General features: G+C 72.4%; 12 protein-coding genes. All 12 read right to left on the bottom strand.

What is annotated here, in order from left to right:
* Window positions 1-196: 196 nt before the first annotated feature.
* The 12 genes from ACYVD5_RS13170 to argJ all read right to left on the bottom strand — a co-directional run bounded on the left by ACYVD5_RS13170 (window position 197) and on the right by argJ (window position 13,766).
* Window positions 197-1,117, bottom strand: a complete 921-nt coding sequence (locus ACYVD5_RS13170) for a sirohydrochlorin chelatase (RefSeq protein WP_461001297.1) — start codon at window positions 1,115-1,117, stop codon at window positions 197-199.
* A 126-nt stretch (window positions 1,118-1,243) separates the two neighbouring features.
* A complete protein-coding gene (locus ACYVD5_RS13165) occupies window positions 1,244-1,876 on the bottom strand; it encodes a GTP-binding protein (protein WP_461001288.1) in 633 nt (210 codons plus the stop codon).
* Window positions 1,857-2,408, bottom strand: coding sequence for a DUF742 domain-containing protein (locus tag ACYVD5_RS13160; RefSeq protein WP_461001287.1), 552 nt, complete (start codon window positions 2,406-2,408; stop codon window positions 1,857-1,859). Before ACYVD5_RS13160 ends, ACYVD5_RS13165 begins: the two co-directional genes overlap by 20 nt.
* On the bottom strand, window positions 2,405-2,836 hold the full coding sequence (locus tag ACYVD5_RS13155) for a roadblock/LC7 domain-containing protein (RefSeq protein ID WP_461001296.1): 432 nt from the start codon (window positions 2,834-2,836) through the stop codon (window positions 2,405-2,407). The genes ACYVD5_RS13160 and ACYVD5_RS13155 overlap by 4 nt, the downstream gene beginning before the upstream one ends.
* A gap of 3 nt (window positions 2,837-2,839) precedes the next feature.
* A complete protein-coding gene (locus tag ACYVD5_RS13150) occupies window positions 2,840-5,632 on the bottom strand; it encodes a sensor histidine kinase (RefSeq protein ID WP_461001286.1) in 2,793 nt (930 codons plus the stop codon).
* A gap of 394 nt (window positions 5,633-6,026) precedes the next feature.
* Complete coding sequence (gene argH, locus ACYVD5_RS13145; RefSeq protein ID WP_461001285.1) at window positions 6,027-7,451, bottom strand: argininosuccinate lyase; 1,425 nt, start codon at window positions 7,449-7,451, stop codon at window positions 6,027-6,029.
* A 99-nt stretch (window positions 7,452-7,550) separates the two neighbouring features.
* Window positions 7,551-8,750: an argininosuccinate synthase gene (locus ACYVD5_RS13140; RefSeq protein ID WP_461001284.1), complete on the bottom strand. Its 1,200-nt coding sequence runs from the start codon at window positions 8,748-8,750 to the stop codon at window positions 7,551-7,553.
* Between the two features lie 59 nt (window positions 8,751-8,809).
* Window positions 8,810-9,343, bottom strand: a complete 534-nt coding sequence (locus tag ACYVD5_RS13135; RefSeq protein ID WP_461001283.1) for an arginine repressor — start codon at window positions 9,341-9,343, stop codon at window positions 8,810-8,812.
* Window positions 9,340-10,320 (bottom strand): ornithine carbamoyltransferase, encoded by a 981-nt coding sequence (gene argF, locus ACYVD5_RS13130; protein WP_461001282.1) that lies wholly within the window; start codon window positions 10,318-10,320, stop codon window positions 9,340-9,342. Before argF ends, ACYVD5_RS13135 begins: the two co-directional genes overlap by 4 nt.
* Entirely contained in the window at window positions 10,317-11,513 is a 1,197-nt protein-coding gene (locus tag ACYVD5_RS13125; RefSeq protein WP_461001281.1) for an acetylornithine transaminase, read from the bottom strand. The genes argF and ACYVD5_RS13125 overlap by 4 nt, the downstream gene beginning before the upstream one ends.
* Window positions 11,510-12,433: an acetylglutamate kinase gene (argB, locus tag ACYVD5_RS13120; RefSeq protein ID WP_461001280.1), complete on the bottom strand. Its 924-nt coding sequence runs from the start codon at window positions 12,431-12,433 to the stop codon at window positions 11,510-11,512. Before argB ends, ACYVD5_RS13125 begins: the two co-directional genes overlap by 4 nt.
* A gap of 181 nt (window positions 12,434-12,614) precedes the next feature.
* Window positions 12,615-13,766 carry a bifunctional glutamate N-acetyltransferase/amino-acid acetyltransferase ArgJ gene (gene argJ / locus ACYVD5_RS13115; RefSeq protein ID WP_461001279.1) on the bottom strand — a complete coding sequence of 384 codons (1,152 nt, stop codon included), beginning with the start codon at window positions 13,764-13,766 and terminating at the stop codon, window positions 12,615-12,617.
* Window positions 13,767-13,865 lie beyond the last annotated feature (99 nt).

The raw sequence follows: 13,865 nt of genomic DNA, 5'->3' as shown, positions 1-13,865 counted from the left end.
GGATCGGCGGCCGCACTCCCGCCAGCCGCGTTACCAACCTCCCGGGACATCACACCTAGGGCGTGCTTGGTGGATCCGTCCGTAGCGAACGGCGCACTCGCGTGTGCCCCGCGCCCAAAGCGCGAGGCGCCGCTGTGGCGCGGGGCGCTGCGCAGTAGGGCAGCGACCCACCAAACACGCCCTGGTGGCCGGGCGTTCAACTTTCCGGGCGGTGGCGCGAACCCATGGGCTCGGGAATGTCCTCCGCAGTAGGAGGGGTCTCGGCGCCCACGGTGTTCAGCACCTCGGCATAGCGCAGCGCCGCGATCTTGGCGAGGGTGCTGCCCGCGCCCAATGGCGCGCTGGCGCGGGCGCCGTAGCGCTGCGCCAACTCCGCCAGGCGCCGAGCGGAGAACTCCGGGCCCACGATGCTGGGGGCGATCACCGGGCGCGTACACCCGGCGGCCTTCATCTGGCCGAAGGCCTCGTGCACGCTCGCCTCGTCGCCGAGGTCGGCCGGCAGCACGGTGATACCCAGCCGCGCGGCCAGCAGTACCGCGGTGACCCCGGCCGCGTTGACGGCTTCGTCACCGCCGGTCGCGCCGACGACGACGCCGTCGGTCATCTGGGTACCGGGCGCCACCACGCTGATCAGGCGCATGCGGTCGGCGCGCACGAACCCGGCCTCGGCCAGGCGCAGGTGCAGGATCTCGGCGAGCATGGGGTGCGGGCCGAGGGCCTCGGTGACGCGGACGTCGGCGCCGGACTCGTCGGCCGCGGCGGAGATGGCCGCGGCCGTGGAGTCGTGCGGCGCGGTGACCAGCGGTACCACGATCCCGCGCAGCGGATGGTCCTCGCGGGGTTCCAGGCCGGCCAGAGCGTCGGCGAATTCCGGCGTGCCGACGCGGCCGTGCCTGATCGAGACCTCGGGCCGATATGAGCGCACGAGATCGCCCATCTGCGCACCGAGGTCGGCGCCGTCTGCGGCGCTGTCGGAGCCGTCGCCCTCGCCACCGGTGGGGACGGCCAGAACGAGGGTCGGGGTTCCCACCCAGCTATCGAAGGACAGCGGGTTGCGGTGCCGGCCGGAGCGGCGCCGCGGAAGATCCCGAGGGGGCAGTCTGTCCGGGTTTTGCATACTGTCAGGGTTCACGCGAAGAATGCTAACGACTAGTGAGTGATGATCTTGCCCGCCGCCTGGCGGTCGGCGCCCGAAACAGGGCCGGACCTCGGACTTCGGGGGATCTCGGTCAGAAACGTGGGCCTATGGTAGCGGTCGACCGGACATCGCCGGGCTGCGTCGGCGCATTACGTGCTCAACAAGTGCCAACAGGACGGATTTGCTCGCCTGGCGTTCGCGGGCGTCGGAAAGCAGCACGGGTACCCCGGTGCCGACATCGACGGCCTCGCGTACCTCCTGGGGCTCGTAGGCGCAGGCGCCGTCGAACCGGTTGACCGCGATCACGAACGGAATGCCGCGGCGTTCAAAGAAATCCACCGACGGAAAGCAGGTGTCGAGCCGCCGGGTGTCGGCGAGCACCACCGCACCCAAGGCGCCTTCGGCGAGTTCGTCCCACATAAACCAGAACCTGCCCTGGCCTGGGGTACCGAACAGATAAAGGACGACCTGCGGATTGACGGTGATCCGGCCGAAATCGAGAGCGACCGTGGTGGTGGACTTGTCCTCCACCCCGCCGAGGTCGTCGACGCCCATGCTGGCCTCGGTCATGACCTCTTCGGTGCTCAGCGGGGGGATTTCGCTGACCGAGCCGACCATCGTCGTTTTGCCCGCGCCGAAGCCGCCCGCCACCAGGATCTTCACCGCCAAGGGGATGCGGGCCGCGGGGTCGTCGCCGGAGGGTGCGGCGCCGCCTGTGTCAGAGTCTGCGGATGCCATCGAGTACCGCCTGGAGAACGTTCATGTGGGGTGGGTCCGACGCCGGCATCGGCGCGCGGGCGAGCAGGTCGCCGTTGGCGATGAGGTCGCCCAGGAGCACCTTCACCACGGTCATCGGAAGGTCGAGATGGGCCGAAACCTCGGCGACCGAGACCGGGCGGTCGCACAGCCGCAGGATTGCGGCGTGTTCGGGCTCCAATGCCCCCCAGTCGATCTGTTCGCGGGTGGCCACCACGATGCTGATCATGTCCAGCCCGGACTCGGCGGGCCGGGTGCGGCCACCGGAGACGGTGTAGGGCCGGACCAGCGGTCCGTCCGAGCCGCGGTGCGCCGGCGCGCCGCCGACTGCGGTGCCGCCGCGCCTGCGCTGCCGGCACAGCAGGTCCTCTGCCGCTTCACGTGTGCCCGCGCCGCCGCGGAGCGCGGGAACACCGCGCGGCTGCCCGCCGACCGCAGGGGGTTCCCACCCGGCCACGGCCCGCTGGGGCTGCGGCGGGTGTTCCCCGCTGCGGTGCTCACCGGCGCTCCTCATGGACCGGAACTCCCCGCCACCATGGATGCGGGGAACCGGGGTGCGGAGGTGAGGAACTGCCCGACCCGCTTGATGCGCATGTTCATCTCGTAGGCGATGAGGCCCACATCGGCGGTTTCGTCGGCCAGCACCGCCAGGCAGGCGCCTTCGCCCGCAGCGGTCACGAACAGGTAGGCGTACTCCATCTCGACGACGGTCTGGCGCACCGCTCCGCCGCCGAACTGGCGGCCGGTGCCCCGCGCCAGACTCTGGAAGGCCGAGGCCACCGCCGAAAGGTGTTCGCCTTCCTCGGCGCTGAGCCCGCGCGACCGCCCGATGAGCAGGCCGTCGGCGGAAAGTACGATCGCGTGCCGGGCGCCGACCACACGGTCGACGAGGTCGTCGAGCAGCCAGTTCAGATCGCCTGCGGCGTGGTTGTTCTGCATCATCATCTATTCGCTCTCTCCCGTGTGTAGGCCCGACGGCCGCCCCGAAGAGCGCTCGCCCAGCGCGCCGACCGGTGCCGACGGCCGGGCCCCGTTTCCGTTGCCGCCCGAATCGGTGGTCCGCGGCGGAAGCGCCGGTTCGCCCGCCGCATCGCCATCGGAGCGGTGCGCCTCGGGGGCCTCGGACGGGTCGAGCGGCTCGGTCGGGGCGGACTGGTCGGACCTGTCGGACGGGCCGGGTGGGTCGGGCGGCTCGGGCCGCTTGGACGGTTCGGGCGACCGGGGTTCCTCTGGGGCGTCGGGAACCTGGGGCGCCTCGGGCGGGACCACCGGGTCGGCATGCTCGGTGTGTTCGCCGCCGCCCGGGGGCCGCGGCGGGTCGGCATCGCCGGACTCGGCTGAGCGGCCCTGGCGGGTACCGCTCTGGAAAGCGCTCATCATCCGGCGGGCGTCCTCGGGGGCGCGGAGGCTCGCCGGCGCCGCCGCCCCTGTGCCGCCGCCGGTGGGGGCCGGGTCGTGGCGCAGCTGCGGGGCCAGGTTGGCCTGGCGGCGGCGCCGCGGCAGGGGCGGGCGCTCTCCGCCGTTGCCGTCGGGCGGCGCCGGGCCGGCCGGTTGGCCCTGGCCTGCGACCGGCTCCGTCGGGTGGTGGTCGGGGTGGCCGGGCGGCTCGGCGTTTTCGGGATGGCCGGAATGGTCCGGCCGTTCGTGAACCGCTGGGCCGGCACCGGAGCCGGAGCCGGTACCGGCGGGAACCTCCTTGCGGCGCCGGCCCGAGGGCCGGGTGGCGGCGAGCAGGTCGCCGCCGGTCCCCGTTGTGCCGGGCTCTGCGGGCGCCGCTGTGCCGCCCTGGGGCGCGGAGTCGGTCCGCGAGATCAGCTCGGCGGGGATGAGGGCGACCGCACGCGTACCGCCGTAGGGGGACGGGCACAGCCGGACGTGGACGTTGTGCTTGGCGGCCAGGCGCGCCACGACGAACAGCCCCAGCCGCGAATCCCGGTTCAGCGCCATGACGTCGAACTCCGGCGCGTTTTCCAGGGTCGTGTTGGCTTCGTCCAGTGCGTCGCTGCTCATGCCCAGGCCGCGGTCCTCGACCTCGACCGCCACGCCTTTGGGGACCACCTCGCTGTGGATGTTCACCATGGTGTGCGGCGGCGAGAACGCGGTGGCGTTTTCGATCAGCTCGGCGACCAGGTGGATGACGTCGGCCACCACTGCGCCCGACAGCGACAGGTCGGGGACTCGCCGCACCTTCACGCGGGTGTACTCGTCGGTTTCGGAGATGGCGCCGCGCAGGATGTCCATGAGCGGGATCGGATTGCGCCAGCGGCGTCCGGGGCGCCCGCCGCCGAGGATGATGAGGTTCTCGGCGTTGCGCCGCCCGCGCGTGGCCAGGTGGTCGAGGTGGAACAGGTCCTCAAGCAGATCGGGGTCCTCCTCCTCGCGTTCCACGCGGTCCAGTAACTGGAGTTGGCGCTGCACCAGCGACTGGTTGCGGTGGGCGATGGCCAGGAACACCCGGTTGGCGCCGGCGCGGGTCTCGGCCTCCTTGACGGCCGCGCTGACCGCGGTGCGCTGGGCGGTGTTGAAGGCGTCGGCGACCTGGCCGACCTCGTCGCAGCCGTGGTCGAGGCGGCGCAGTTCGGAGTCGAGGTCGACGTGTTCGGCGTCGGCCAGCCGGCGCACGATCCGCGGCAGTTCGTCGCGGGCCAGGCTGAGGGTGTCGGCGCGCAGCCGGCTCAGCCGCGCGGTCAGCCGCGCGGCCGAACGCGAGGCCGACCCGTAGGCGACGGTGCCGGCGAACAGGGAGATGATGCCGCCGCCCACAGCGAGGTTGAACATCCAGGTGCTGGCGGAGCCGGTGGCGGTGATGACCGCGCGGATCTGGGCGTCGGCGAGCTTGACCAGGCCGGCGTTGGCGTCGTCGGCGGTGGCGCGCCAGTCGGCCAGGCCCCCGGGCGCGGTGCGGTCGGCCGTGCCCGTGCCGGAGGCGGGATCGACCTCGATTTCGGGCTTGTGGCCGATGGCGGTGTCGGCGATGCTGTTCATCCGGCGCCAGACGGCGCTGCCGACCAGGTCCTGGTGGGCCTGCTCCGCCTTGCCCTCCAGCGCGGGGGCGTGGTGGGCCAGCCCGCTGCGCGTGCTGTTCAGCTGCGCGGCGAACTCGGTCTGCCGGGCGAGGGTGAAGCGGTCCTCGGCCATGGCGGCGCTGAGCACCGCGTCGCCGCGGGTGAAGGACTCCTGGGCGCGCAGCAGGCCCACCGCGTGGGATCCCGCAGCCGCGGAGGGGCCGTTGTCGAGGCTGTGCACGATGGAGTCGTAGAGCCCGATCCCCTTGGCGATCATGGTGTCGTAGGTGGAGATCGCGGTGCGGGCCGCGGTGTCCTCGGTCATGACGCCGTCGCGGATGTCGGAGCGCTTGTCGATCTCGGTGAAGAAGCGCTCGGCGGATCGGGCGATGGCGGAGTCGCGGTGCGAGCTCAAGCCGCCTGCGCGGGAGTCGACCTCGGCAAGCGCGTCGTCGGTGGCTCCGCCTTGGCGGCGCAGGGCCTCCATCAGCTCCTGCGAGGGCGCGATGGCGTATTGGGCCGCCAAGCGGCGCTCGCGCTGGAGCTCGACCATGGAGTAGTAGAGGTAGACACCGGTGCGGCCGTCGCCGGTGGCCACGCGCAGCGAGACCGCCTGGGTGAGGGTCAGCGTGCTCAGCACGGCGAACAGTGCAAGGAACGTGATGCTGGGAATCAGCACGATCCTGTTGAGCTGGGCTCTGATGCCGCGATCGGAGCCGCCCTGCTCACTCATCGAGTTCCCCCCACGACGCGTACGCGGACGCGGGCACCCGCCGGTTCGGCCCGGAGGCGGCGGCTGGAACGGTGCCGCGCCGGCGCTGTATACCGCGCGGGCGGTGTTCCTCGCCGCCGGGCGTCCCCCACCGGCAGCGCGCATCGTCACACTCTGCACAGAGGGGAACACCCCTGGTGCCCACAAACCCAGGACGCTACAGCATCACCTCGCGCGGCGGCGGCGGTTTCGCACAAGTCCCAGCTGAGCGCGGGCCCGGAGCGGGGCCCGCGGGAAGCGGAATGCGGGAAGCGGGAACGGCGGGAGCGGAAGACGGGGCGGCGGCACCGGGTGCCGCGGTGGCGGGGCGCCCTCGACCCCGGAGGGACCGGGGCCGCTCCGCCACCGCCGGTGCTTACGCCTCGGCGAAGGCGCGGTGGCCGGCCGCGCGGCTGCGCAGTTCGGCGAGCTGCTCGCGGACACGGGCCGGGGCGGTGCCGCCCTTGGCCGAACGGGAGTCCAGCGAGCCCGCCACGGTGAGCACCTCGCGGACGCCCGGGGTCAGCTGCGGAGAGATCCCGGCGAGGTCGGCGTCGGTGAGGTCGGGCAGGTCGATGCCGCGCTCCTCGCAGGTGCGCACGCAGGCTCCGGCGATCTCGTGGGCCTCGCGGAAGGGAACCCGCTGGCGCACCAGCCATTCGGCGATGTCGGTGGCGAGCGAGAACCCCTGCGGCGCCAGTTCGGCCATGCGCTCGCCGTTGAACGAGAGCGTGGCGACCATGCCGGTGAACGCCGGCAGCAGCAGGGTGAGGTTGTCGACCGCGTCGAAGACGGGTTCCTTGTCCTCCTGCAGGTCGCGGTTGTAGGCCAGCGGCAGCCCCTTGAGGGTGCCCAGCAGCCCCGCCAGGTCGCCGATGAGGCGCCCGGACTTGCCGCGGGCCAGTTCGGCGACGTCGGGGTTCTTCTTCTGCGGCATGATCGAGGAGCCGGTGGAGAACGCGTCGTCGAGGGTGGCGAAGGAGAACTCCTTGGTCGCCCACAGGATGATCTCCTCGGCCAGCCGGGACAGGTCGACCCCGGTCATGGCGCTGACGAAGGAGAACTCGGCGACGACGTCGCGTGCGGCGGTGCCGTCGATGGAGTTCTCCGCGGCGGCCGGGAACCCCAGCTCGGCGGCGACCGCCTCGGGGTCCAGGCCCAGCGACGAGCCCGCCAGGGCGCCCGAACCGTAGGCGGAGACCGCTGCGCGGCCGTCCCAGTCGCGCAGCCGTTCCACGTCGCGCAGCAGCGGCCAGGCGTGGGCGAGCAGGTGGTGGGCGAGCAGCACGGGTTGGGCGTGCTGCAGGTGGGTGCGGCCGGGCATGGCCACGTCGATGTTGGCCTCGGCCTGGTCGGCCAGTGCCGTGATGAGGTCGAGCAGCTCGCCGGCGATGGCGCGGGCCTGCTCGCGCAGGTACATGCGCACCATGGTGGCGATCTGGTCGTTGCGCGAGCGCCCGGCGCGCAGCCGCCCGCCGAGTTCGGGGCCCACTCGTTCGATGAAGCCCCGCTCCAGGGCGGTGTGCACGTCCTCATCGGCGAGCACCGGGGTGAACGCGCCGGAGGCCGCGTCGGTCTCCAGCCGGTCCAGTCCCTCCAGCATCGCCGCCAGCTCGTCTTCGGTGAGCAGCCCGGCGCCGTGCAGCACGCGGGCGTGGGCGCGCGACCCGGCGATGTCGTGGCGGGCGAGCCGCCAGTCGAAGTGGGTGCTCAGGGAGAGCCGGGCCAGCGCCTCGGAGGGGCCGCCGGCGAATCGGCCGCCCCACAGGCGGGTGACCTCGGGGTCGCTCTCGTTGGCCACGGTCGGAAGTCCTCTGTGTCGTGATCTGCGGCCGCCCGGGCCCGGGCGGCCGGGTCCGGGCGGGCCAAGGTCGGCCAGGTCGGAGTCTGCTGCGGGCGGTCAGCCCTGCTTGCGGTCGCGCAGATTGGCGATCTTGGCGGGCATGCTCCACACGTCGATGAAACCGCGCGCCATCGACTGGTCGTAGGTGTCGCCGGTGTCGTAGGTGGCCAGGTCGTAGTCGTAGAGCGAGGACTCGCTGCGCCGGCCGGTGGCCACGGCGCGGCCGCCGTGCAGGACCATGCGGACCTCGCCGGAGACGTGCTCGTTGGCTTGGGTGATGAAGCCGTCCAGGGCCTGCTTGAGCGGGGAGAACCACAGCCCGTCGTAGACCAGCTCGCCCCACCGCTGGTCGACGCCGCGCTTGAACCGGGCCAGGTCGCGCTCGACAGTGACGGCTTCGAGCTCCTGGTGGGCGGCGATGAGCGCGATGGCGCCGGGGGCCTCGTAGACCTCGCGGCTCTTGATGCCCACGAGCCGGTCCTCGACCATGTCGATGCGGCCCACGCCCTGGGCTCCGGCCCGCCGGTTCATCTCCTCGATGATCTGCAGCGGGGACAGTTCCTTGCCGTCGATGGCGGTGGGGACGCCGGCGGAGAAGGTGATGACCAGTTCGTCGGCTTCGCGCGGCTCGGCGGGGTCGTCGGTGTAGGAGTAGACGTCCTCGATGGGCGCGGTCCAGATGTCCTCCAGGAACCCGGTCTCGACCGCGCGGCCGAAGAGGTTCTGGTCGATGGAGTAGGGCGACTTCTTGGACACGTCGATGGGCAGGCCCTTTTCCTCGGCAAAGGCGATGGCCTTGTCCCGGGTCATGCCGGAGTCGCGCACCGGGGCGACGACCTTCAGCTCGGGGAACAGGGCGGCGAGGCCGGCCTCGAAGCGCACCTGGTCGTTGCCCTTGCCGGTGCAGCCGTGGGCGACCATGGTGCCGTTGTGGTAACGGGCGGCCTCGGCCAGGTGCTTGACGATGAGCGGCCGCGACAGCGCCGACACCAGCGGGTAGCGGTCCATGTAGAGGGCGTTGGCCTGCAGCGCGGGGATGCAGTAGTCCCCGGCGAACTCCTCCTTCGCGTCGGCGACGACGGCTTCGACCGCGCCGCAGTCGAGGGCCCGCTGGCGGACCACGTCGAGGTCCTCGCCGCCCTGGCCGCAGTCGATGGCCACCGCGACGACCTCGGCGCCGGTCTCTTCGGCGATCCAGCCGATGGCGACGGAGGTGTCGAGGCCCCCCGAGTACGCGAGTACGACCCGCTCGGTCATGTGCTTTCTCCTTGTGTGTTCGTATTGCGTGTGCGCCGACCGCCCCCGGCCGGCGGCTGTCAGGGGCGCCGGTCGGCCAGCCGCAGCAGCGCCGATGCCAGTTCCTCTCCGCCCTCGGGGTCGCGGGAGATCACCAGGATGGTGTCGTCTCCGGCAATGGTGCCGAGGATGGAGTGGAAGTCGGTGTGGTCGATGGCCGAGGCCAGGTACTGCGCCGCACCGGGCGGGGTGCGGACGACCACCATGTTGGCCGAGGCTTCGGCCGAGACCAGCAGGTCTTCGGCCAGGCGGGTCAGGCGGGCGTTGGAGACGTGCTCCAGGTCCGTTGCATCGGGCCGGGCCCGCTGCAGCCGTTCGCCGCCTTCTCCGGGCAGGACGTAGATGAGGTCTCCGTCGACGGTGCGCAGCTTGACCGCCCCCAGTTCGTCCAGGTCGCGCGAGAGCGTGGCCTGGGTGACCTGCACGCCGCTGTCGGCCAGCAGCCGCGCCAACTCCGCTTGGGAGCGGACGTCGTTGCGGGTGAGTGCCTCGCTGATGCGGGCGTGGCGGGCGGTCTTGGTCATGGGTGCGGAGCCGGCGCCGTCGACGGTCATCGCCGTGCGCCCTCTCTGCTCGCGCCGGGCTCGGCGCTGCCGGTGAGCAGGAAGTGCAGTAGCGCCTTCTGGGCGTGGCGGCGGTTCTCGGCCTGGTCCCATACGGCGCTGTTGGGCCCGTCGATCACCGAGGCGGCGATCTCCTCGCCGCGGTGGGCGGGCAGGCAGTGCAGGACGATGGCGCCGGGTGCGGCGGCGGCCAGGGCCTGCTCGTCGACGGCGTAGTCCTGGAACGGGGCGGTGCGCTGCTCGGTCTCGGCTTCCTGGCCCATTGAGGTCCACACGTCGGTGGCCAGGACGTCGGCGCCCGCGGCGGCTGCTGCGGGGTCGCCGGTGACGGTCACCGAGGCGCCGGTGGTCTCGGCGATGGCGGTGGCGCGGGCCAGCACTGCGGCGTCGGGCCGGTAGCCCTCTGGTGCGGCGATGCGCACATGCATACCGGCCAGGGCGCAGCCCAGCAGGTAGGAGTGGGACATGTTGTTGGCGCCGTCGCCGAAGTAGGCGAGGGTGAGGCCGGCGAGCCGGCCAGTGCGCTCGCGGACGGTCTGCAGGTCGGCGAGGATCTGGCAGGGGTGGAAGGTGTCGGTGAGGGCGTTGACGACCGGTATGCCGCCGGCGGCGGCCATGGTCTCCAGGCTTTCCTGGGCGAACGTGCGCCACACCACGGCGGCGACCTGGCGCTGCAGGACCCGGGCGGTGTCCTCGACCGGTTCGCCGCGGCCCAGCTGGCTGGTCTGGGAGTCGATGGGCAGGGGGTGGCCGCCGAGCTCGGCCACGCCCGCGGCAAAGGAAACCCGGGTGCGCGTGGAGGGCTTGTCGAACAGCAGCGCGACGGAGCGCGGGCCCTCCAGCGGCCGGTGGGCGAAGGGATCCTTCTTCATTGCATCGGCGAGGTCGAGGACCGCGGTCTGCTCGGCGGGGGTGAGGTCGTCGTCGCGCAGGAAGTGGCGCACGGGGGCGGGGGCGGGGGTGCTCATCGTGCCTCCTCGAGGATGGCGGGCAGGGCGGCGGTGAACTCCAGGACCTCGTCGCGCGAGATCGTCAGCGGGGGCGCGATACGCACCGTGTCGGCCGTTACGGCGTTGACCAGGAACCCGTGTGCGGCGGCGGCCGCCTGCACGGCCGCTGCGGCGGGCGAGGTCAGCACCAGCCCGTGCCACAGGCCGGTGCCGCGGATGCCGGCGAGCAGCGGGTGGTCGAGGGCGGCGGCCTCGTGCTCCAGCAGCGTGCCCAGTTCGGCGACCGAGGCCAGCAGGTTCTCGTCGGCGATGGTGTCGAGTACGGCCAGGGCCGCGGCGCAGGCGACGGGGTTGCCGCCGAAGGTGGAGCCGTGGTCGCCCTTTGCAAAGGCGGTGGCGTAGCGGCCGAAGCCCACGCACGCGCCGATGGGCAGGCCGCCGCCGAGGCCCTTGGCGAGGGTGAGCACGTCGGGGGTGACACCGTGGGCCTGGTGGGCGAACCAGTGGCCGGTGCGGCCGATGCCGCTCTGGATCTCGTCGAGGACGAACGCGGCCCCGGCTGCGTCGCAGATGCCGCGGACCTCGGCGAGGTAGCCCTCGGGTGCGGGCAGCACGCCGGCCTCGCCCTGCACGGGTTCGACGAACACGGCCGCGCAGGTGTCGTCGACGGCGTTGCGCAGCGCTGCGGCGTCGCCGTGCGGCACGAAGACGACGTCGGTGCCGTAGGGGCCGAAGGGGTCTCGCAGGGCGGCCTTGCCGGTGAGGGACAGCGCGCCGAGGGTGCGGCCGTGGAACCCGTTCTCGGTGGCCACGATGCGGGTGCGCCCGGCGTCGGCGGCGCGCTTGACGAGCTTGAGCGCGGCCTCGTTGGCTTCGGTGCCGGAGTTGGCGAAGAACACCCGCACGTCGCGGTCGGGGCCGGCGCCGAGCAGTGCGGTGAGCCGTTCGGCGAGTTCGATCTCGCGTTCGTGCAGGAACAGGTTGCTGGTGTGGGCGACGGCCGCGGCCTGGCCGGCCACGGCTGCCACCAGTGCGGGGTGGCCGTGGCCGAGCGCGGAGACGGCGATGCCGGCGATGAGGTCGAGGTAGCCGTTGCCGTCGGCGTCGTAGACCCGGCAGCCCTCTCCGTGTGTGATGGCCACCGGCGGGGTGCCGTAGTTGGGCATCAGCGCCGCGCCGAAGCGGGCCTGCAGGTCGGAGGTGGCACTCATTGGGACTCGCCTTCGAAGATGTCCACGGGTTCGGTGGGCTGCTCGGCCTCGGCGACGATCATCGTGCCGATGCCTTCGTTGGTGAAGACCTCCAGCAGCATGGAGTGGGGGGTGCGCCCGTCGAGGACGTGGGCTTGGGGGACGCCGCCGCGCACCGCGTGCAGGCAGGCCTCCATCTTGGGCACCATGCCCGCGGAGAGCTCCGGGAGCATGGCCTCCAGCTCGCCGGCGGTGAGTCGGCTGATCAGCTCCTCGCAGGCGGGGTAGTCGGCGTAGAGCCCTTCGACGTCGGTGAGCACGACGAGTTTGCCGGCGTCCAGGCCCACCGCAAGGGCGGCGGCGGCGGTGTCGGCGTTGACGTTGAACACGCCCTCTTCGGAGCGGGCGACGCTGGAGATGACGGGGATGCGGCCGTCGTCGAGCAGGGTGCGCACCACGCCGGGCTGGACGTCGACGACCTCGCCGACCCGGCCGATGTCGACCGGGGCGCCGTCGACCCAGGCGGACTTGCGTTCGGCGGTGATCAGGTTGGCGTCCTCGCCGGAGATCCCCACGGCGAAGGGGCCGTGGGCGTTGATCAGCCCGACGATGTCGCGGTTGACCTGGCCGACCAGGACCATGCGGACCACGTCCATGGTCTCGGGGGTGGTGACACGCAGACCGGCGGCGAAGGTGCTGGTGACACCCAGCCGGTCCAGGTGGGCGCTGATCTGGGGGCCGCCGCCGTGCACGACGACCGGGCGCAGTCCGGCGTAACGCAGGAAGACGATGTTCTCGGCGAAGCGTTCGCGCAGCGCGGGGTCGGCCATGGCGTTGCCGCCGTACTTGACCACGACGGTTCTGCCGTGGAACCGGCTCAGCCAGGGAAGGGCTTCGATCAGCGTGTTGGCCTTGTCCAGCGCCTGTTTGCGAGAGTTCATCGGATTCGCGGTGGCGCCGCCGCACCGTCCTCGCGGATGCGGGTGCACCGCTCTTCCCTCCCTTTCGGATTCCAACGTGTTCGCCTGGGTGGTCGTGCGTGCGGGCGGGCAGGTCGCGGCGCCGCGCGTGCTGCCGGCGGTTCAGCGCCGGCGGTCCGATGCCGGCGCTTCGGAGCCGGCGCTAGGAACTGTAGGCGGAGTTTTCCTGTACGTATCCGGTCGTCAGGTCGGTGGTCCGCACGGTGGCGGTGGCGCTGCCGGCCGAGAGGTCGACTGTCACGGTGACATCGCGTCCGCTCAGGTCGACCTTGGAGCGGTCGTCGCCGATGGCGCCGCGGCGGCACACCCACACCCCGTTGAGGGCGAGGTTGACCTCGTCGGGCTCGAACTCCGCTCCGGTGGTGCCCACGGCCGACAGGGCGCGGCCCCAGTTGGGGTCTTCGCCGAACAGTGCGCATTTGAACAGGTCGCTGCGGGCCACGGAGCGGGCGGCTTCGAGGGCGTCCTCCTCGCTGGCGGCGCCTACGACCTCCACGTCGATGGACTTTGTGGAGCCTTCGGCATCGGCGATGAGTTGGCGGGCGAGGTCGTCGCAGACCTCGGTGAGCAGCGCGTCGAACTCGGCTTCGTCGGGGGTGGTGCCGGATGCCCCGCTGGCCATGAGCACGACGGTGTCGTTGGTGGACGCGCAGCCGTCGGCGTCGACCCGGTCGAAGGTGCGCCGGGTGGCGGCGCGCAGCAGGCCGTCGCACTGGGCTGCGGTGAGGTCGGCGTCGGTGGTGATGACGGCGAGCATGGTGGCGAGGGCGGGGGCGAGCATGCCGGCGCCCTTGGCCATGCCGCCGATGGTGTAGCCGGTGCCGCGCTTGAAGGCGATCTTGGCGACGGTGTCGGTGGTGCGGATGGCGTCGGCGGCGCCGATGCCGCCGTCGCGGTCGGCGGAGCCGACTGCGGCTTCGGCGCCATCGAGCAGAGCGGGCATGGGCAGCCGTTCGCCGATGATGCCGGTGGAGCAGACCAGGATCTCGCCGGCGGAGTCCTGCAGTGCGGCGGCGACGTGCTCGGCTGTGGCGTGGGCGTCCTGGAATCCGGCGGGGCCGGTGCAGGCGTTGGCGCCGCCCGCGTTGAGCACCACGGCGCGCGCCCGGCCGCCCGCTGCGACCTGCTGGGACCACAGCACCGGGGCGGCCTTGACCCGGTTGCGGGTGAAGACGGCCGCGGCGGCGCGGGAGGGGCCGTCGTTGACGACGACGGCGACGTCGCGGGCACCGTCCGCCTTGAGGCCGGCGCTGACGCCGGCGGCGCGGAACCCGTTGGGTGCGGTGACGCTCACGGTGGGGCCTTTCACAGAGTTCGCGGTTGTCGGTCGGGCGGTTCGCCGGTTGGGCGGTTCGCGGGTGGCTGTTCGCGGTTGGATTGCGGCGTTCGCGGT

The sequence above is a fragment of the Streptomonospora sediminis genome (assembly GCF_054778995.1).
This window is presented reverse-complemented; position numbering and strand designations above follow the sequence as displayed.